Raw genomic sequence first — 18963 nt, forward strand, 5'->3', positions numbered from 1 at the left:
GAGGTGAGAAACTCCCTCGTTACTCGGGAGCATAGATGCGATGACTTGGATCACCACCATCCCCTTCGATAAAGCCAAAGGTAGGTTGCGGCTGCTTTACACGCGTATCGCGGGCCCCGGAGACAATGTGGATAACATCATGATGGCGCATTCCCTGCGCCCGCACACGATGGAGGGCCATATGGCGCTCTATAAAAACGTCCTGCATCATTCGGGCAATACGCTGCCGAAGTGGTTTCTGGAGGTTCTGGGCGTGTGGGTGTCCCATCTGAACGGATGCGAATACTGTGAGAATCATCATTTTGCTGGCATGAAACGGCTGCTGAAGGATGACGCGCGTGCTGATGCTATCCGTGCCGCGATTGCCGCAAGCGACACCGAAGCGATCCCGCTGGACCAAGCGCAAAAGGCTTCGATGCGCTATGCAGACAAGCTCAGCCGCGCACCGCAGGACATGATCGAAGCGGATGTGCAGGCGTTACGGGACGCGGGGTTCGAGGATGGAGAGATTCTCGAGATCAATCAGGTGGTCAGTTACTTTTCCTATGCCAACCGCACGGTGCTTGGATTGGGATGTTCGACGAAGGGCGACATCATTGGCTTGTCCCCGGGGAATTCCGACGATCCAAATGACTGGGGGCATCGGTAATTCAGCTTAGAGAGGCGGCGACGCGCGTTCTATGAACTCCGGTCGCATCGGACAAGACGCCCGGCCAGCGCCAGTCGCGCATGCTATGACCCTGTTCAAACGCCGCTATTCGCCCTTCTTCAGGGTCTCGAAACGCAGCCCCTTGGCGGTACGCGCGGGAAAGCCAGCCCAGTAGCTGTGATCTTCGGTGGGACGGGCCTCTTCATCCAGCGCCCGGATGCCGTCATCGGCATTGGGGATCAGATCCAGATAGGGGTGTTTGCTGGCATCCCCTTTGAGGTGCAGGTCAAAGAAGGCGGTCGCAAAGTGCTGGGCGATGTTATTCATGCGCGTCGTGTCCCAGACCGGGTCGGCGTAGTGTTCGAAGGGCACAAATTCGAGACCTTCAACAGGTTGCCATGCTTCTCTGGGCGCGGGGATCGGTGCTGCCGCATTGTGATTGGCGTGAATGAAGGTGAGCAGGTGGCGATCAGTGCCACTGGCTTCGGTAAAGATGGTTCTGATCGCATCATAGACCGAAACATCGTCCGACCCGCCAGCCATCAGCAGCGTCGGAACGCGCAGCCCGGCCAGGCCATTGGTGTCCCAGAACCCGGCATTGCGCCCCCACGGTCCAATGGCGATGATCGCACGGACACGCGGGTCCACCAGAGCCTCGTGGCTCTCTGACCCGGCCTGGTGGCTTGCCAGCAAGCCGTTGGGTGTGCCCCAGCTATACTCGGTCGAGGCTTGGGTCACACCGGCACCGCCAAAGATCAGCGCACCATATCCTCCCATGGAATAGCCGATCACGCCCACGGCGCTGGCATCGATGATGGCGCCGAGGTCGCCACCGAGTGCAGCCATCTGATCGAGCACGAACCGCTGATCGAACGGGCGGTGGTAAAGAGTGGCGCCAAAGGCTGCCTGATCCGAATAGGTGCTGTCGGTGTGATCGATGGAAACGGTTACGAACCCTTTGGAGGCTAGGTTTTCGCCAAGATGCGCCATCAGAAAGCGATTGCCCGGATACCCGTGGCTGATCAGGATCAACGGGTAGCGTTCACCGGTGGCGGGTGCGGCATCGCGTGCTGCGCGCCCGGTCAGGGTGACCTCCGTGGCGCCATCACGCAGCATGGCGCGATAGGTGCCACCCGGCTGCGTGCCTTCTGCCGCAGGGTACCAGATTTCCGCTGTCAGCGGACGATCATAGACCGGCTGTTTCTGCCCGTCGATATTGACGATATCGATCTGCTCGGGGTTCACCAGGTCCAGCGTTTGCACGCCAATCGGCATCAGACCATAGGGCGCCAATTCGGGCGCATCGGGACGCACCATATCCACCGGGTTTGCCAATGCGGGAGCCGCAAGTAGGGCTGCCACGGCGGCGAGAGGGCGTGTTGCGGTCATCGTATGCTCCAAGCGGGTATCGTCCTACCTGCACGCATAGATTGACAGGTTTTCCCCGCCGTTCAACCAGTTATGAGTGTTTTTTTGTGTCCAGAACGCTGTTTTTGTGGTGCCAGGCCCAGGCGGCGCGTGACCGGAATTGTATCCAAAGATATCTGGCCGGGCTCTCCGCGCCGCCCACTTTTTTTGAAATGCGATGCTGCACGCCTCTTCCACCGGAGGTTTTCGAGGCGTAAGGCAGGGGTATGGCAAAAGTGATGACATATCCCGAACATGGCCGCGCCATCCTGGTGCTGGGCTTGCCGCTGATTGGCGGTCATCTGGCGCAGATGGCGATCGGCGTGACGGATACCGTCATGCTCGGCTGGTATGGTGTGGACGCGCTGGCGGCGGTCACGCTTGGATCGACCTTTTTCTTTGTGCTTTTCATCTTCGGGTCCGGGTTTGCCTGGGCGGTCATGCCAATGGTTGCCTCGTTTGCCGCCGAAGGCGATGAGATCGGGCTGCGCCGTGCCACGCGTATGGGGCTGTGGCTGAGCCTCGCGTTCGGCCTTCTGGCACTGCCGGTCATGATCTGGTCCGAGCCCTTGTTGCGCTTGCTGGGGCAGGGGGAAATGCTGGCCGCCGATGCCAGTGCCTATCTCTCTATCGCCGGTTTCGGCATCGTGCCGGCTCTCCTTGTCATGGTGCTTAAATCCTACCTCGCGGCGTTGGAGCGTACGCAGGTCGTACTGTGGATCACGGTGATCAGCGCGGTGGTCAACGGGCTGATCAACTATGCGTTGATCTTTGGCAACTGGGGGGCACCAGAACTTGGTATCGCCGGGGCGGCCATCGCGTCTGTTGTGACGCAACTGGTCGGCTTGGTCGGGGTCACAGCCTATGCCGCGATGTCTTTGTCGGAACACGCATTGTTTCAACGGTTGTGGCGCCCGGATTGGCAGATGCTGACACAGGTGTTCCGGCTGGGATGGCCGATTGGGCTGACCAGCCTGAGCGAGGTCGGATTATTCGCGGCGTCCGCCATGATGATGGGCTGGCTTGGAACCGTGCCGCTGGCGGCGCACGGGATTGCGGTGCAACTGGCCTCGCTCACCTTCATGGTCCATATGGGATTGAGCAACGTGGCGACCATCCGCGCGGGCAACGCGTATGGGCGACACGACCCGGCGCATATGGAGAAGGGCGCCTTGATGGTCACCATGATGTCGCTGGGCATGGCCGCGTTGACGATCTTGTTGTTCCTGTTGCTGCCTGAGCCATTGATCTCGCTTTTCATGCAGGAAAACGAACCACAGCGCTTGCAGATTCTTGCAATCGGGACAGGGCTGCTTGCCATGGCGGCGCTGTTCCAATTGGTCGATGGGGCGCAGGTGATCGCCCTTGGGCTGCTGCGGGGCATACAGGACACGCGTGTGCCGATGATCCTCGCGGCGCTGAGCTACTGGGTCGTCGGCATCCCCTGTTCCTACCTCTTTGGCTTCATTTGGGACCTCAAGGGCATCGGCGTCTGGCTGGGTCTGGTCGTCGGGCTCGGACTGGCCAGTGTGTTGCTCTCAACCCGTTTCTGGGCCGTTGCCCTGCGCAAACTCAAGGGTACCGAGAGCCTGCCTGCCTGACCGGCGAGCAATCGGGTTTTGCAGCATTGGCCCCGCTTTCAGTGGTCCGGGTTTTAGGCGGGTAGAGCTTAATGTAATGCTTTAGAATTTCTATGCAATATATTGTTATAAAATATAATTACGCGAATGTGTTTTGTGGAGACCAGGACTTCAAGTGGCTCAATATCTTTGTCAACACCGTGCGGGCGGCCTGGGCCTTTTCCGGGTCGTAGAGCCACGGATCCTGTGCTGCCCGCAGATATGTCGACAGGGACACTTCCATCTGAAGCGCATGCACGCCGCGCTTCGGGGACCCGTAGTGGCGCACAATCCACCCGCCCTTTGACCGCTTGTTTATGGCGCTTGTGTAGTTTTTCTCGCTCAGGCAGATGCCCGCCACATGGGCGGCCAGCTTGTGATCGCAGGTGGCGCCCATATAGGTGCCGATGCTGAAATCGGGTGCGACACCCTCAAACAGGTTCGGGACTTCTGATCGCGTTGCGCGACAATCATACAAAACCGCAAATCCATGCCGGGACCGCACCCGGGCAATCTGTGTGGCAAGGGCTGCGTGATAGGGTACGTAGAAGGCGGAACGCCAGCTGGCCATCTCCAGCTTGTCAGGTGGGTAGGTCCAGATTGCCTGACCGTCCTGATTGAGGATCGGCACAAAGGGAGCGATGTTGAAGTTTCCCAAGCTGCTTGCGCGTTCGGCAGGGTTGCGGTCCGGGTCACAGATGTATCGATGGAAGTTGGCCTGCACGATTGTCACATCCTCCACCAGACCCCTGTAGAGCCGATCAATATGCCAATGCGTGTCGGTGAGCGCGCGCCCAATGTTGTTGAGCCGTTGCATGATGGGATGCGCAATCTGCGTGCTCGCGTGGGGAATGGCGAGGATCAGCGGGCTGGACCCCATTATCACGTTGACTGGCATTGGTGCAATCCTCGCATGGCCGCCTGATGCAAAGCGCGTCGGCGTCTGAGATGCTGTCGATAGCACATAGAGAGTTTCCGCAAGGAAGCCCGGGCGTGCGGTCAGTTCACTGTGGTTAAAATCCCGTCAAAGCCGTACGCAGACTGACATGCGGTGCTGGATGCACCCCATGTCAGCTGCCGGTTCCCATGCCATTTTCCGCAGTGGGATCAGGTTTCTTTCTTGTCGTTCACAATGTTCATCTGTGCCAGCCCGCTTTGCCCAAGATCGACGGAAGAGAAGGGACCACCATGGCACATCTGCCCGGGATCCTTCAGATCGACAGGGGGGGCTTCGGCCAATATCTCCGCTGCAAACTGCTCTGCATTGTCTTTCGGGCGGTACCCCAGAAAGGATGCCTTGGCGTTGTCCACCGGTGCGCGGTCGTTGTTGGACACGCCGTAGACAATCCCAAAACCCACCGACGGGGTGTCAATCGCGCGGGTCACCAATTGGATAAGATCATCATAGCTGAGCCAGGAGCCCAGAGCCCGGGTATTCGTGACCTGCGCGCAGGACAGGATGCGCAGGTGCACCGATTCCAGCCCGCGTTTGTCCCAGTACATGCGGCCCAGGTCTTCGGTGAAACATTTGGCCAGCCCGTAGAAGGTGTCGGGACGGTGCTCCGCATCGATGCCGATGAAATCCGATTTCAGGTGCATGCCGACCGCGTGGATCGACGACGCATAGACGATGCGTTTCACGCCTGCCTTGTAGCCTGCTTCCCAGATGTTGTAGGAGCCGACAAAATTTGGCCCGAGCAGTTCTTCGAAGGGTTTTTCATCTACGATGGCGCCAAAGTGGATGACCATATCCGCACCCTCAAGCACGGGCGCAATCTGGTCCATCTGTGCCAGATCGGCCTGAACGTAGGTCTCTTTGTCATAGAGCGTGCCGATGTCTGCAGCGATGTCCGTGCTGACCAGCGTGTCGCACATGGCCGCAAGTGGTTCGCGCAGGTAAGAGCCCAAGCGGCCTGCGGCCCCTGTTAGTACCAGTTTCATCTTTGTCCTTCCTGACCGTCAGATCACGGCCTTTTCCAAGAATTTCTCACCGCGCAAGACACGGTCCACATAGAAGGGCCTGAGATCAAGACTGCGGTATTCCCCATAGGCGATATGCTCGGCCAACCCGCGTCCGAGAGCCGGTGACTGTTGCAATCCATGTCCCGAAAACCCGTTGCAGAACAGGAAGTTCGACACTTCCGGATGCGGTCCGACAATCGCGTTCTGGTCGAGCTTGTTGTAGTCGTAGTGCCCGACCCACATGTTGATCAGCTTGATCTCTTCGAACTGTGGGATGCGGGTGGCGATGATCGGCCAGAACTTCTCCTCCCAAAGCCCGTGGTCGGCGTTGAAATCGTCAAAATCCACCGCCGGGTCGTCGTCGGGCGGCCCTCCTGCGAGGTAATAGCGCCCGTCGGTGCGCATGTGTACGCCCGTGGGGTCGATGGTCAGGGGCAGGTCGCGGTCCAGCGGATGGGAGGCATCGAAGATATAGGTATAGCGGCGGCGCGGCTCGATGGGGATATCGAGACCTGCCATTTGCGCCACAAGTGCCCCGCGCGTTCCCGCAGTGTTCACCAGCACGCCGCAGGCAATAAAACCGCCGGATTTCAGGGTCACCCCGGTGACGCGGTTGCTATCGCGCGTGATCGCCGTAACCTCGTCATGGGCATATTCAACGCCGTTCTTGCGCGCCATGCGCTTGAACCAGTCGAACATGGTGCCGCCGTCGAAATAGCCCTCATCCAGCAGATTGTGATTGGCCCCGAGGATGTCATCGAGCCGGTAAAAGGGATAGTCGGCGGCGATCTCATCGCGCGTCATGAATTTGGTGCCCGCGCCAAGGCTGGCCTGCACTTTCTGGCTTTCGCGCAGGGTCTCGGCAAATTCGGGCGTGTCGGCGAGGTACATATAGCCGTAGCTTTGCAGCACCAGTTCAGGCACCTCGGGATGATCGCCCATGAAGCGGCGGAAGTTCTTGATGAATTCTGCGCCGAACTGCGACACACCAATATTCACTTTGTTGGAAAACTGTTGGCGGATGCAGCTGTTGGTGTGGCTGGTTGCGGCATGTTCATAGGTCGGGTCCTTTTCGACCACCAGCACGCGCCCGTGAAACCCCGGCATCTGCGTCAGCCACCACGCCACGCTCGAGCCGTAGATCGCGCCGCCGACAATGATCACGTCATAGTTCTGGTGCTGAGTCGTCATCCCGTCCCCCTCCTGTCTTTTCGGAACACGGGCACGCGGGGTCGTCAAGCTTTGTGATCCCTAAAGCGGGCAAAAGGCCTGACCAGCGCCCGTGCGACCATCTCCAGCCGGTCCTGCCCGTAGAACATATCACCCTCGACGAAATAAGTCGGTGATCCAATGACATGGCGGGCGATGGCCTCTTTTGTATTGGCAGCGTGCTGCTCTTGTGTCGCGTCGCTCATTGCTTCTGCCACCAGGGTCTCCGCCTCCATGCCGAGGCCCTCCGCGATGCGGGCAACGGTACTGCTGTCTGCCGGGTCCGCGTCATCGCGCCAATGGGCCTGCAGCAGCGCGCGGCTCAGGGCATGCACGTCCCATCCCATCTCTTGCGCCGCGATGATCGCGCCATTGCCGAGGGCCAGCGGATTGTCGTGATGGGTCGGCCGCCGCATGATCCAGGGCAGGTTCCGAAATTCCGCCCACCGCATCAACTCGCGCCCGAAAAAGTAATCCATATGCGGCTTCGGGCGCGCGTTGAACGGGGCACCCCCTGCCGCGGCCATGACCGGATCAAAGTCAAACGGTCGGTGGATAATCTGCGCGCCATGTTCATCGGCAATCTCTGCCAGACGCCAGGCCCCGAAATAGGCATAGACCGAATGGCAGGCATAGAAGTATTCAATGGTTTTCATGAGCTTATCCTTCTTCGGCCAGAGCGCGTGCGTCCTGTGCCATCAAGGCGATGATCTCTCGCAAGCGTCCTGTGTCCTTGGGGTTCGATGCATTGCCGTCCAACCCGCGTTTCAACACACCCTGCAGGATCGCAAGCAGGCGGAAATATGAAAACACCACGTAGAACACCCAGTGATCTGGCCGGGTAATTCCGCGCCGCGCGCAATAGTCCGTGACATAGGCGTCTTCGTCCGGCAGGCCGGTGGCAGCACGATCCACACCGCCGAGGCCACGGAAGTGGCCCGCATGCGGCAACCGCCAATGCATGCATTGATAGGCCAGATCGGCGAGCGGATGGCCCAATGTGCTCAACTCCCAATCGAGAAGTGCGACCACCTCTTCGCGATCGGGGGCGAAGATCATGTTGTCGATGCGGAAGTCACCATGCACGATGCTGCTGGCACCGTCATCTGTCACCATATGCTCGTCGAGCCAGCGCATCAGCCAGTCCACATCCGGCAGCGGGGCGGTGGCGGTCTGTTGATACTGGCCCGACCATCGCGTGAGTTGCCGCGCAAAATAACTCCCGGGCTTGCCATAATCCGCCAGACCGACCTCGTCAGGCACCACGTTATGCAACGCGGCCAGCGCGCCGTTCATTGCATCGTAGACACGCCCTCGTGCCTCCTGGTCGATCTTGGGCAGGGCCGGGTCCCAGAAAATGCGCCCCTCGACCATTTCCATGACCATGAACTGAGTGCCCAGCGGGGTGTCGTCTCCGGACAGGTGATAGACCTGCGGCACCGGCACATCAGTGGCGGCCAGCGCCTGCATCACGCGGAACTCGCGGTCGACCGCATGCGCGGATTTCAGCAGTTTGCCGGGCGGCTTGGCCCGCAGTACATAATCGGTGCCGCGGCTGGTCACGCGGTAGGTCGGGTTCGACTGCCCGTCCGAGAATTTCTCGAAACCGTCCAGCGCGCCGAAGCCGTCGACATGCGCGGCCAGATAGCGTTCCAGCTCTTTCGGGTCGTGGCGGTGCATCGGCAAATCTCCCTCGTGACCCATGGACAAGTCCCGGTGATCTAAGCAACTCTGCGGGCGCGGGGAAAGCCCCGATTACCGGTCAGGGAGGCGCGGGCGATGGATATGAATTTTGGCATGGCGGAGGAAAATCGGGCCCTTCTGGACCGGGTGGCGGCGATGATCCGTGACGAGGTGATGCCGATGGAGGCGGAATACCACGCGGAGATCGGCAAAGAAGACCGCTGGGCCTACACGGATCGCCAGGCCGAGATCCTCGAAGGGCTCAAAGCCAAGGCCAAGGCGGCGGGCCTGTGGAATTTCTGGCTGACGGATAGTGAAAAGGGGTTTGGTCTCAGCACCGTGGAATACGCCTATTTTGCCGAGGAAATGGGGAAAACGCCGCTTGGCGCTGAGGTTTTCAACTGCTCCGCACCGGACACCGGCAATATGGAGGTGTTCGAGCGCTACGGCACACCGGCCATGAAAGAGCTCTGGCTCGCGCGGCTGCTCGAAGGCGAAATTCGGTCAGCCTATCTGATGACGGAACCCGACGTCGCCTCCTCTGACGCCACCAACATCGCCATGTCCTGCGTGCGGGAGGGCGACGACTATGTCCTGAACGGGGAGAAATACTGGGCGTCGGGGGCGGGGGATCCGCGCTGCAAGGTCTATATCGTCATGGTCCGGACCGGGGATGAGGAGACACCCAGACATCAGCAGCATTCGATGATCGTTGTCGATGCCGCCACGCCCGGCATCGAGATTTTGCGGCCCATGCATGTCTTTGGCCACGACGACGCGCCCCACGGGCATATGCACATCCGTTTCACGGACGTCCGGGTGCCCGCCGAGAACATGTTGCTGGGTGAAGGACGCGGGTTTGAAATCGCGCAAGGTCGGCTGGGCCCAGGGCGCATCCATCACTGCATGCGATCTGTCGGGCAGGCGGAAGCGGCGCTGGAGTTGATGTGTCGCCGCTCGCTGCAAAAAGAGGCATTCGGCAAACCGCTGGCGAACCTCGGCGCGAATTTTGACATCATCGCGGAGTGCCGGATGGAGATCGAGCAGGCGCGGCTCTTGTGTCTCAAGGCGGCCTGGATGATGGATCAGGGGGATGCGCGTGCTGCCGCCCCGTGGATTTCGCAAATCAAAGTTGTCGCCCCGCGGATGGCACTGAAGGTGATTGATGAGGCCATGCAGATGCATGGCGGGCAGGGCATCAGCCAGGACACGCCGCTTGCCATGGCCTGGACCTGGCAGCGCGCCTTGAGGTTTGCGGATGGGCCGGATGCGGTGCACCGACGTCAGGTGGCGCGCGCGGAACTGCGCAAACATACGCAGGCAAAAGTCTGAAAACCGTCATGTTGCCTGCAGGTGAAGGGTGTACCGTCGGGCTGCGTACGCGGGGGTCTGTATCTGGCAACCTACGGTAGCATAAGCGGAATTCTGCCCGAGTTTCTGTCCAGTCACATGGAACTTCCAAGCCTCTTCCGGAGTTTTTAAATCGTTAACGAAAGTCATTCTGGCGCTGCCCGGAACCGATTTAACGAGTGCCTGGGGAGTTTGGGTAACCAGTGCTTGGTGGGTTGGGCCTTTGGTCTGACCCACCATGTTGCTCATATGACAAATGTCCCTCCTGACAGCAAAAAGGTTGTAGCAACCGATACAGATCACGAGCTGTGTGTAAGAGGCTAAAATATTGTATTTTATACAGAATTAAGAATTTTTTGGGGGATTACTTGCCCCTGCTGATTGCAAGACAACAAGAAGCATGGGTGCTCGGACTGACAAATCAATGTCGCTATGCCGATAGGCGGGTCGTTTTTTGAATTGAGGTGACGGCCATTCTTTCCCAGACTGCCCGCATGCGCGCGCCCTTGATCGACAATTTGCAATACGCGAATTTTTCCCCCAGTATCTTTGAGGAAATGCGGGCAGGTGGTGTCGATGCGGTGCATGTGACTATCGCGTATCATGAAAGCTTTCGGGAGATGGTGCTCAATCTCGAACAGTGGAACCGCTGGTTCGAGGCACACCCGGAGTTGATCTTCAAAGGGACGACCGGTGACGATGTGCGTCGCGCGCAGGAGACAGGTCGCACGGCGATTTTTTTCGGATTTCAGAACCCCAGTCCGATTGAGGATGACATCGGATTGGTGGAGATCTGCCATCAGCTGGGCATCCGCTTCATGCAACTCACCTACAACAATCAATCGCTGCTGGCGACGGGGTGTTATGAGGAGGATGACACCGGGCTGACCCGCATGGGGCGTCAGGTGGTGACCGAGATGAACCGTGTCGGTCTCGTAGTGGACATGTCACATTCTGCCGACCGCTCAACGCTTGAGGCGATTGATCATTCCACGCGGCCCATCGCCATCACCCATGCCAATCCGCATTGGTGGCATGCCGCTCTGCGTAACAAATCAGACGAGGTTCTGACGGCCCTGACGGCATCGGGCGGCATGCTCGGCTTCTCCCTCTATCCGCATCACCTCGCGGGTGGCAGCGCCTGCACCCGGCAGGATTTCTGCGCCATGATTGCAGAGGCCGCGCGGCGCTATGGCGCGCAACATCTGGGCTTGGGGTCCGACCTATGCCAGGATCAACCGGACAGCGTGGTCGAATGGATGCGGGTTGGGCGCTGGTCAAAGGTGATCGATTATGGCGAAGGATCGGCGCAGAACGCAGGGTTTCCCCCGATGCCGGATTGGTTTGGAGGCAATCGCGACTTCGGCAATATTCGCAAGGGGTTGTTGGAGCAGGGTCTGAACCAGACGGACGTCGACGGGATCATGGGCGGCAATTGGTACAGGTTCTACTCCGAGAATTTTGGCCGGGCATGAAGGACTTCATCGCCCCTCCTCAAGCCCCTCTGCGTCCGCCAGACACGGTGATGCGGTTGAGCCGCATGGGGTCGATGTTTCCCACCCGGCTTTCGTTTCTGCGCACATTGATGCGGTTCCTGGCAGCTGAAAATGCGCGGATCACGCGCCGCTCGTGGCAGATGTGCGCTGAAGGATATGGCCATGCCGTTTATTGTGTCGACCTTGGCGGGTACACGTATTCGCTGGTCGCTGTCTCAACGAAACTTGATCCGGCGGCGCGGACCGACCGCGTGATCGCCTCCGCCTGGGACACGGCCTATGTGCTCTATGATGGCGTGCCGGATGCAGATGAGGTGGCACGGATCTGTGCCACCGCGCCAAAACAGGAGGCTGCGCGGTTCACCGAACGCGATCTGGTGCTGAGCCGCGCCAACAAATCCGTCCGCTTGTTCGCTCATGTGGTGGACCGGCTGCGGGCGGGTCGTCAACCGGATGCCGCAATGATACGCGACATCGGGTATCTGATGCGCACGACTGCCGTTTACGGCAATGGCAAATTCGGGATTGCGGATCGCGCCTGTATCGACACCCGGCCGGGGTTTTCCGGCCCGTTCATGGCCGAGATGCTGACCGTCTGGCTGATCCGCCATTTCACTCATGATCTGGTGGAGCATGTGGGGCAGGGGCGTCTGGACCGCAACCTCAAACGTCATCTCGGGATTGGCAATTCCACCGGGCTTGGCATGGCACCGTTTCTGGTCACACATCCGGTTTTGCTCAACAACTGGATGCTCGCGCGGGAAACCGCTTTGGCGCGGGTGCGGGCTGTGGCGCACCTAAATGAAGAGATGCAGGCGCGCTTGCGCCAGTTGATGAAGCGGGCAGACCGGCACCTCGCAGAGTGGCAGGTGCCCGATCTTGCGCATCAGCGTCGCATTGATTGCCTCTGCACGGACTGGGCTGCCTTCTCGGCCAAGGTGGTGCCGGATGGGTTTGCCCCTGAAAACGCGATCGAGGCGCTGATCGACCGTGCGTTGTCTGAATCGGAGGACCTTCAGGAACTGCTGGTGGCGCTGGTGATCGAGCTTTTTCCGGACCTTGTGGACGGTCTGGCCGACTGCATGGCCGATCCTTGCGGCCCGGTGCCGGAACCGATTGCCGATACCGGTGGACTGCGTGACGTCCTTGAGCGCAGCTTTGGCTGGGCATTGGCGCTGGACTACGACGCAACAGATCAATGTCGGCAGTTCTGGTATGTGAGCGAAGCCAAACAGGAGCCGCGGCTGGGCGACCGTTTTGCCGAAGAGGGGGCCGCGTTGGAAAGCCCGCTGGATGTTGCGCGGCGGATGAAGGCGCTGCATGATGATCTGCCGCAAACATCAACGGCCCTGACCGTCTTCCTAAAGGAACATCCAGAGCACTTGATGGCCGTCGAGCGGGCTGCGCTTGCGGCGCGCTATCCATACGCTGAAATCCGCGACAACCTGATCGGCCAGCAGTGCCTGCCCATCGACATGCTGCGCTGCAAGCTGTCGTTTTTCGGAGCGTCGAAATTCGATCCGAAATCTGACAGGTGGACCCGCATCACCCTGTGCCAGGGCGCCCCTCTGGCGGATGAGCTGGCAAGCCGCTCGGATGACTGGTGGCTGCCGGTCTTCGAGGGATGAGTTGGTCGCGCGCGGAGGTTCTCGCCCTGGCCACGAAAGCCGCGCGCGGCGCCGGGGCACCGCCTGCGCAGGCGGCTCATTTTGGCAGGGCGGCGGCGATACATCTCGGGCAGGGACGCGATGCCGCCGCGCTTGGTCAGGCGCTCGATGCTCTGCCCGCCGGCGCCATCATGCGCATGCCTCTCCAACTGCAAGAGCTTCTGCTCGCCGCCCACGGCACAGTTCAACACAGGTTGGAAATCCCCACTGGGGGTCAACCGAGCTTGCTGCGGAGCTATCTGGAGACCTTGCCCCATGCGACCGAGGTGGTCGCCGCGCATGGGGATAGCCTTGACGTCACCGTCGATACGACCACATCAGCCCCCTCTCTGAGGCTCGGCAGGGTGGAGGGCTGTGCCGCCCTGCTTGCGCAGATGACGGTTCTGGCCGCCAGAACCTTCGTCCCCGACAGCGAAACCTCGCGCCGGGCAGGGGCGGGTGCGGGGACCAGCGACAATGATTGACGGCAGGTAGGGTGGGCTTTCAGGCCACCTTTGACGGCGCAAACGGGTTCTCTTCAAAACACACATGCGCCAGGTAAAGCCCCTGCGGCGGACAGACGGGCCCGCAAGCGACGCGATCCTGTGCAGCCAGTGCGGCAGCCACCTGATCCGGCGCCCAGGAGCCCGCGCCAACACGCTCCAATGTGCCGACGAAGCTGCGCACCTGATTGTGCAGAAAGGACCGGGCGCGCACGTCGAAATGCACCTCCGGACCATGGGCCGTCTCCACCCTTGCCACGTCCAGACGGTCCAGGGTTTTCACCGGGCTGTCTGCCTGACAGATGGTGGACCGAAAGGTCGTGAAATCATGCCGCCCGACCAAATGCGCGGCGGCGCTCGCCATGGCAGGGACGTCCAGCTCGTGTTTGACCTGCCACACCAGCCCGTCCTGATGGGTGGCCGGTGCCCGGCGCATCAGGATGCGAAAGAGGTATTGCCTTTGCAGCGCGGAAAACCGGGCATGCCAGTCATCGCAAACCTCGGCACAGGCGACAATTGCCACCGGATCGGGTTTCAGGTGATAGTTCAACGCCTCTGACAGGCGAAAGGGATCCCATGTCTCCATCATGTCGCAATGGGCAACCTGCCCCAGCGCATGCACCCCGGCATCCGTCCGTCCTGCCGCGGCAATCGTATGCGCGCGCGGCTCCAACCGGGCCAGGGCGGCCTCGATTTTCCCCTGGACCGTGGCCTGCGCCTTCTGGCGCTGCCACCCGGCAAATGGCTTCCCGTGGTACTCGACTTTTAATGCATAGCGCGGCATGGCGCAGGCCCTAGCGCGCGGTGCGTGTCGCGTCAAATGGCTTTGAAGCCTCTGGTACCCCCGCGCGCCAGCGCTTATGTGTTGCAAAACGAAAACTGCAGGGACAGGCAGGCTTTGGTCATCACTTCAATCGCCGACACGGTGCTGCGCCAGATCGAAAACGTGCAGGACACTGTAAACGAGACCCTGTTCGAGCCGGTGGTGCGTATCGGTGTGACCGGGCTTGCACGGTCCGGAAAGACTGTCTTCATCACCTCGCTGATTGCCAATCTGCTGGACCGGGGCCGCATGCCGCATCTGGTGGCGGCAGCCGAGGGTCGGATCGAGGCGGCTTTCCTGCAACCGCAGCCGGATGACACCGTGCCGCGCTTCGATTTTGAGACCCATCTGGCGCAATTGACAGCGCGCGAACCTGCCTGGCCGGACAGCACCCGAGCCATTTCGGAATTGCGGTTGTCCCTGCGGGTGCAGCGCGCAGGGTTGCTGGCGGGGCTGCAGGGGCCGCGCACGATCCACGTGGATATTGTCGACTACCCCGGTGAATGGCTGCTTGACCTCGCCCTGCTCGACAAGGATTACGCAACCTGGTCCGCAGAGGTTCTGACCCGCATCAAAGACCGCGCGGAGGCCTCGGCGTTCAACGCGCTGGTGGCCTCAACAGACCCGGCTGCGGCGCTTGAAGAACCGGCAGCAAAGGCCCTCGCCGCGGCCTTCACCGATTATCTTCACGCGGCACGGCAAGCGGGGTTTTACGATTGCACGCCGGGGCGGTTCCTGCTGCCGGGGGATCTGGCGGGATCGCCGGTGCTTACCTTTGCGCCTCTGCCCACAGACGGGAAAGCCCCGCGCAAATCGCTCCTGCGCGAAATGACCCGGCGCTATGAAGCCTATAAACACCAGGTCGTGCGTCCTTTTTTCCGTGATCATTTTGCCCGGATCGACCGCCAGGTGGTGCTGGTCGATGCCTTGGGCGCAATCCACAAGGGGCCGCGTGCCGTAGAGGACATGCGCGGGGCCATGACCGACATCCTCGGCGCGTTCCGCCCGGGCCAGAATGCCTTCCTGACCCAGCTCTTCCAGGGCAAACGGGTGGAGAAAATCCTCTTCGCCGCCACCAAGGCGGATCATCTGCACCACCGGCAACACGGGCGGTTGACCGCGATCATGGAGGCCTTGGTACGCGGGGCCGTCGACCGGGCCCGGTTTGCGGGTGCAGAGACATCGGCCATGGCCATCGCCTCCCTGCGCGCTACCGTCGAGGATACGGTTTCCCACCAAGGTCAGACGCTGGACGTGGTGCGTGGCACCCTGCTCGACAGCGGAAAACAGGCTGCATTCTATCCGGGCGCCTTGCCGGAAGACCCCAGCCACCTGCTGACGCCCGCCCGCAGCGGCGCAGAAAGCTGGCTGGAAGACGACTACCGTGTGATGAATTTCGCACCTTCCCCGCTAACTTTGCGCCCCGGAGATGGTCCACCGCATATCCGGCTTGATAAGGCCGCCCAATTCCTTTTAGGGGATAGGCTATGAGCACGATCACCATTTCACCGGCGCGGACCCTTGATGCGGGCGCGGTAGGTCACATCCTGTCGGCCTCCAACGATATGATGCCCTGGCTGCCGCGATTGCACTCGGCTGCCGAAGAGATCATGTACGCAGGCGATATGATCGAGGCGGGCTGGGTTCGCGTGGCCAAGAGGAATGGCAAGGTCGTGGGCTTCATCGCGCGCTGGGAAGAAGAAATCCACGCGCTCTACGTCCTGCCGGATGAGCAGGATAGTGGCGTGGGAACATCGCTGCTGGATGATGCCAAGGCCGACACCGACAGGTTGGCGCTCTGGAGCTATCAGGCCAATTCATCGGCGACGCGGTTTTATGGATTGCGGGGCTTTGCGGAAACAGCCCGGACCGATGGCAGCGAGAACGATGTGGGGCTGCCGGACATCCGGTTCGAATGGACCAGGGGCGCATCCTGATGGCCCGCGGCCCGGTCCTGATCGAGCTGGAAGATGAAAAATCCGACAGGCTGACCGTTGCGGACGCACCGCCGGTGCCAGACGACACGCCGGGAATGCCAAGCGGTCAGGCGATGCAGGTAGCTGCGGGGATTGCCGCGCGCAAACCTTCACGACTGGTGCGCTGGTTCTGGTCGCTGGGCATCGCCCTTGTCGGCGCGATTGTCTCGATCAAGGCGTGGGGGTTTCTGACCGATCTGGTTGCGCGCAATGCAATCCTGGGCTGGGGCATCACTGGCCTGTTGGGCGCGTTCCTCTTTGTTTTGGCTGTGCTGGCCCTGCGCGAGATCGCTGCTCTGGGTCGGCTCGGCCGGTTGGACGGTCTGCGTCGCGCCGCCGATACCGCGCTGGTGGACGAGGATCTTGAGGCGGCGAGGGCGGTCACCGATCGGTTGGTGGCGCTTTACAAAGGGCGTGAGGATACCCGTTGGGGCCGGAACCGACTGGCCGAGCTGCGCCGCGATCAGATGGATGCGTCGAGCCTGTTGGCGCTGGCGGACCGCGAGTTGCTGGGGCCGTTGGATCAGGCCGCACAACGTGAGGTCGAAGCCGCCGCACGACAGGTGGCGACCGTAACGGCGCTGGTGCCGCTGGCGCTGGCGGATGTGGCCGCGGCGCTGACGGCCAATCTGCGTATGATCCGCCGCGTTGCGGAGGTCTATGGCGGTCGGTCGGGGTTTCTGGGCGGCTGGCGGTTGACCCGGGCGGTCATGGCGCATCTCGTGGCCACCGGCGCCGTTGCCGTGGGGGATGATCTGCTGGAGCCGGTGCTGGGCGGGTCCATCATCGGCAAGCTCTCGCGCCGCTTCGGTGAGGGGCTTGTCAATGGCGCGCTGACGGCACGTGTCGGGGTTGCGGCGATGGAAGTCTGCCGTCCCTTGCCCTTCGCGGTTGGAAAAAAGCCGAAAGTACCCAATATCATTAAGAGTAGCCTCAGCGGATTGTTCGGATCGTCGAAATCCTGAACCGCGACGGCGATGATGGGGTTCATGGGAGACGTTTGAATGGAGAGTTTTGCTGCTGATCTTGCCACGATGGTGCGCAGACCGCTGGAGCCCGAACATGTCGCGGCGATGCGCAAGAAGGGCATAGTCAGCGACAAGAAGGCCGGAGAGATGGTGCAGGAGCCAGGGGCGGAGTCGGCGGAGTTTCACTACGTCGTCGACGGTGAGGTCGAAGCCGTCGATCCGATGACGATGGAGCGCATGGGCAATGCGACGCTGGGGCCGGGGCAGTTCTTTGGAGACCTGCAGTTCCTCTCGGGCGGCGTGTCTCTGGCAGGTGCCCGTGCGGTGGTGGACAGCACGCTGCTCTGCGTGCCGCGTGACGAGATGCTGCAACTGATGTCCGACATGCCGGAGATGAGCGACATTGTCGTGACGGTACTGGCGGCGCGGCGGCGCCGGGCGGTGGAGCAATCGGATTCTGCGCTGACCCTGATCGGATCGGAGATCAGCCGCGACATCCGGCATGTGGCGAGCTTTGCCGCGCGCAACCGCATCCCTTTCCGCGAGATCGAGGTGACATCGGATGAGGCGGTGGCCCTGGCTGCGCAATGCGGGATCGAGGAGGCACAGCCGGGCGTGATTTTCGGGCGTGAACGCAAGATCGACCCACCAACGCCGCGCAGCGTGGCCCAGATGCTCGGGCTGCATCTGGAAACCCAGGAAGACGCCAGTTTTGATGTGCTGATCGTCGGCGGCGGGCCGGCGGGTGTGGCTGCCGGTGTCTATGCGGGGGCCGAAGGGCTCAGCGCGCTGGTGCTGGAGGATATGGCCGTGGGCGGGCAGGCGGGCACGTCAAGCCGGATCGAGAATTACATGGGCTTTCCGACGGGCATTTCGGGCGGTGATCTGGTGGGACGCGGCGAGGTGCAGGCGATGAAGTTCGGCACCAAGTTTTCCGTGCCCCGGCGCGCGTCTGCTTTGCGCCAGTGTAACGAGAAATGGTTTCACGCAACGCTGGATGACGGGCAGGAGGTGAGCGCCAAGGCCCTGATCGTAGCCACCGGTGTCCAGTACCGCCGCATGCCGTTGGAAGGTCTGGAAGGGTTCGAAGGCGCGGGCGTGTATTACGCGGCCACGGAAGTGGAATCGCGCTATTGCCGGGACACGGAGGTGGCCGTGATCGGGGGCGGTAACTCGGCAGGGCAAGCGGCGATGTTCCTAGCGCGCACCACGCGCCACGTGCATCTGCTCGTACGCGGGCCCTCGCTGGCATCCTCGATGTCCGATTATCTGGTGCAACGTCTCACCACGCATCCGCGCATCACCATCCATACCCGCACCGAGGTGACCGCGCTGCACGGGGAAGAGACGCTGGACAAGATCACCATCTGCGACAATGCCTCTGGTCAGGACTGGGACCTGCGGACGGGGGCGCTTTTTGTCATGGTCGGGGCGGCGCCCAATACCGAATGGCTTTCCGGGTTGATCAAGCTGGACGACAAGGGGTTTGTGCTGACAGGAGCGGATGCGGGCGGGCGGACGCAATATGAAACCTCCTGTCCCGGTGTTTTTGCCGTAGGGGATGTGCGCGCAGGCTCTGTCAAACGCGTGGCCTCCGCGGTCGGCGAAGGGTCTGTGGTGATGTCCGCGGCCTGGGCGCATGTGAACGACTGAGCGGCAAGGTGGCCTGAAG

At 61.2% G+C, this 18963-nt stretch carries 17 protein-coding genes; 10 read left to right on the forward strand and 7 right to left on the reverse strand.

The window, feature by feature from the left end; genetic code table 11:
- The first annotated feature begins 40 nt into the window (after positions 1 to 40).
- On the forward strand, positions 41 to 649 hold the full coding sequence (locus ISX84_RS01375) for a carboxymuconolactone decarboxylase family protein (RefSeq protein ID WP_195818528.1): 609 nt from the start codon (positions 41 to 43) through the stop codon (positions 647 to 649).
- A gap of 105 nt (positions 650 to 754) precedes the next feature.
- Here ISX84_RS01375 and ISX84_RS01380 read toward each other — a convergent pair whose 3' ends face one another.
- A complete protein-coding gene (locus ISX84_RS01380; protein ID WP_195818529.1) occupies positions 755 to 2038 on the reverse strand; it encodes an alpha/beta hydrolase family protein in 1284 nt (427 codons plus the stop codon).
- Positions 2039 to 2283: 245 nt separating this feature from the next.
- On the opposite strand from ISX84_RS01380, the gene ISX84_RS01385 reads away from it, so the two are divergent.
- Positions 2284 to 3657 (forward strand): MATE family efflux transporter, encoded by a 1374-nt coding sequence (locus ISX84_RS01385; protein ID WP_195818530.1) that lies wholly within the window; start codon positions 2284 to 2286, stop codon positions 3655 to 3657.
- Between the two features lie 118 nt (positions 3658 to 3775).
- Here the strand turns inward: ISX84_RS01385 and ISX84_RS01390 are convergent, their stop codons facing one another.
- The 5 genes from ISX84_RS01390 to ISX84_RS01410 all read right to left on the reverse strand — a co-directional run bounded on the left by ISX84_RS01390 (position 3776) and on the right by ISX84_RS01410 (position 8526).
- A complete protein-coding gene (locus tag ISX84_RS01390) occupies positions 3776 to 4573 on the reverse strand; it encodes an N-formylglutamate amidohydrolase (RefSeq protein ID WP_195818531.1) in 798 nt (265 codons plus the stop codon).
- 209 nt (positions 4574 to 4782) lie between these two features.
- Complete coding sequence (locus tag ISX84_RS01395) at positions 4783 to 5616, reverse strand: NAD-dependent epimerase/dehydratase family protein (RefSeq protein ID WP_195818532.1); 834 nt, start codon at positions 5614 to 5616, stop codon at positions 4783 to 4785.
- 18 nt (positions 5617 to 5634) lie between these two features.
- A complete protein-coding gene (locus ISX84_RS01400; protein WP_195818533.1) occupies positions 5635 to 6828 on the reverse strand; it encodes an NAD(P)/FAD-dependent oxidoreductase in 1194 nt (397 codons plus the stop codon).
- Between the two features lie 44 nt (positions 6829 to 6872).
- Positions 6873 to 7502, reverse strand: a complete 630-nt coding sequence (locus ISX84_RS01405; protein WP_195818534.1) for a 2-hydroxychromene-2-carboxylate isomerase — start codon at positions 7500 to 7502, stop codon at positions 6873 to 6875.
- A 4-nt stretch (positions 7503 to 7506) separates the two neighbouring features.
- Positions 7507 to 8526: a phosphotransferase family protein gene (locus tag ISX84_RS01410; protein WP_195819333.1), complete on the reverse strand. Its 1020-nt coding sequence runs from the start codon at positions 8524 to 8526 to the stop codon at positions 7507 to 7509.
- Positions 8527 to 8625: 99 nt separating this feature from the next.
- On the opposite strand from ISX84_RS01410, the gene ISX84_RS01415 reads away from it, so the two are divergent.
- From ISX84_RS01415 to ISX84_RS01430, 4 genes are all read left to right on the forward strand, one after another.
- Positions 8626 to 9861, forward strand: coding sequence for an acyl-CoA dehydrogenase family protein (locus tag ISX84_RS01415; RefSeq protein ID WP_195818535.1), 1236 nt, complete (start codon positions 8626 to 8628; stop codon positions 9859 to 9861).
- A gap of 512 nt (positions 9862 to 10373) precedes the next feature.
- The gene (locus tag ISX84_RS01420; RefSeq protein ID WP_195818536.1) at positions 10374 to 11354 is read left to right on the forward strand and encodes a membrane dipeptidase; all 981 of its coding nucleotides are present in this window, start codon (positions 10374 to 10376) and stop codon (positions 11352 to 11354) included.
- On the forward strand, positions 11351 to 13003 hold the full coding sequence (locus ISX84_RS01425) for a hypothetical protein (RefSeq protein WP_195818537.1): 1653 nt from the start codon (positions 11351 to 11353) through the stop codon (positions 13001 to 13003). The genes ISX84_RS01420 and ISX84_RS01425 overlap by 4 nt, the downstream gene beginning before the upstream one ends.
- Positions 13000 to 13506, forward strand: a complete 507-nt coding sequence (locus tag ISX84_RS01430; RefSeq protein ID WP_195818538.1) for a hypothetical protein — start codon at positions 13000 to 13002, stop codon at positions 13504 to 13506. Before ISX84_RS01425 ends, ISX84_RS01430 begins: the two co-directional genes overlap by 4 nt.
- A gap of 19 nt (positions 13507 to 13525) precedes the next feature.
- Here ISX84_RS01430 and truA read toward each other — a convergent pair whose 3' ends face one another.
- Complete coding sequence (truA, locus tag ISX84_RS01435; protein WP_195818539.1) at positions 13526 to 14308, reverse strand: tRNA pseudouridine(38-40) synthase TruA; 783 nt, start codon at positions 14306 to 14308, stop codon at positions 13526 to 13528.
- A gap of 114 nt (positions 14309 to 14422) precedes the next feature.
- Between truA and ISX84_RS01440 the strand changes: the two genes are divergently transcribed.
- The 4 genes from ISX84_RS01440 to ISX84_RS01455 are packed head-to-tail and all read left to right on the forward strand — an operon-like array spanning position 14423 to position 18944.
- Positions 14423 to 15838: a YcjX family protein gene (locus ISX84_RS01440; protein ID WP_195818540.1), complete on the forward strand. Its 1416-nt coding sequence runs from the start codon at positions 14423 to 14425 to the stop codon at positions 15836 to 15838.
- Entirely contained in the window at positions 15835 to 16284 is a 450-nt protein-coding gene (locus ISX84_RS01445; protein ID WP_195818541.1) for a GNAT family N-acetyltransferase, read from the forward strand. The genes ISX84_RS01440 and ISX84_RS01445 overlap by 4 nt, the downstream gene beginning before the upstream one ends.
- Positions 16284 to 17288: a YcjF family protein gene (locus ISX84_RS01450; RefSeq protein ID WP_195818542.1), complete on the forward strand. Its 1005-nt coding sequence runs from the start codon at positions 16284 to 16286 to the stop codon at positions 17286 to 17288. Before ISX84_RS01445 ends, ISX84_RS01450 begins: the two co-directional genes overlap by 1 nt.
- Before the next feature lie 39 nt (positions 17289 to 17327).
- Positions 17328 to 18944, forward strand: a complete 1617-nt coding sequence (locus ISX84_RS01455) for an FAD-dependent oxidoreductase (protein ID WP_195818543.1) — start codon at positions 17328 to 17330, stop codon at positions 18942 to 18944.
- Positions 18945 to 18963: the final 19 nt, after the last annotated feature.

The organism is Roseobacter sp. MH60115 (genome assembly GCF_015644665.1).
Classification (GTDB): domain Bacteria; phylum Pseudomonadota; class Alphaproteobacteria; order Rhodobacterales; family Rhodobacteraceae; genus Roseobacter.

Excerpts from the sequence above, each read along its gene's own strand:
- ISX84_RS01375 (WP_195818528.1), top strand. The coding sequence starts at position 41 with ATGACTTGGATCACCACCATCCCCTTCGATAAAGCCAAAGGTAGGTTG.
- ISX84_RS01380 (WP_195818529.1), bottom strand. The coding sequence starts at position 2,038 with ATGACCGCAACACGCCCTCTCGCCGCCGTGGCAGCCCTACTTGCGGCT.
- ISX84_RS01385 (WP_195818530.1), top strand. The coding sequence starts at position 2,284 with ATGGCAAAAGTGATGACATATCCCGAACATGGCCGCGCCATCCTGGTG.
- ISX84_RS01390 (WP_195818531.1), bottom strand. The coding sequence starts at position 4,573 with ATGCCAGTCAACGTGATAATGGGGTCCAGCCCGCTGATCCTCGCCATT.
- ISX84_RS01395 (WP_195818532.1), bottom strand. The coding sequence starts at position 5,616 with ATGAAACTGGTACTAACAGGGGCCGCAGGCCGCTTGGGCTCTTACCTG.
- ISX84_RS01400 (WP_195818533.1), bottom strand. The coding sequence starts at position 6,828 with ATGACGACTCAGCACCAGAACTATGACGTGATCATTGTCGGCGGCGCG.
- ISX84_RS01405 (WP_195818534.1), bottom strand. The coding sequence starts at position 7,502 with ATGAAAACCATTGAATACTTCTATGCCTGCCATTCGGTCTATGCCTAT.
- ISX84_RS01410 (WP_195819333.1), bottom strand. The coding sequence starts at position 8,526 with ATGCACCGCCACGACCCGAAAGAGCTGGAACGCTATCTGGCCGCGCAT.
- ISX84_RS01415 (WP_195818535.1), top strand. The coding sequence starts at position 8,626 with ATGGATATGAATTTTGGCATGGCGGAGGAAAATCGGGCCCTTCTGGAC.
- ISX84_RS01420 (WP_195818536.1), top strand. The coding sequence starts at position 10,374 with ATGCGCGCGCCCTTGATCGACAATTTGCAATACGCGAATTTTTCCCCC.
- ISX84_RS01425 (WP_195818537.1), top strand. The coding sequence starts at position 11,351 with ATGAAGGACTTCATCGCCCCTCCTCAAGCCCCTCTGCGTCCGCCAGAC.
- ISX84_RS01430 (WP_195818538.1), top strand. The coding sequence starts at position 13,000 with ATGAGTTGGTCGCGCGCGGAGGTTCTCGCCCTGGCCACGAAAGCCGCG.
- truA (WP_195818539.1), bottom strand. The coding sequence starts at position 14,308 with ATGCCGCGCTATGCATTAAAAGTCGAGTACCACGGGAAGCCATTTGCC.
- ISX84_RS01445 (WP_195818541.1), top strand. The coding sequence starts at position 15,835 with ATGAGCACGATCACCATTTCACCGGCGCGGACCCTTGATGCGGGCGCG.
- ISX84_RS01450 (WP_195818542.1), top strand. The coding sequence starts at position 16,284 with ATGGCCCGCGGCCCGGTCCTGATCGAGCTGGAAGATGAAAAATCCGAC.
- ISX84_RS01455 (WP_195818543.1), top strand. The coding sequence starts at position 17,328 with ATGGAGAGTTTTGCTGCTGATCTTGCCACGATGGTGCGCAGACCGCTG.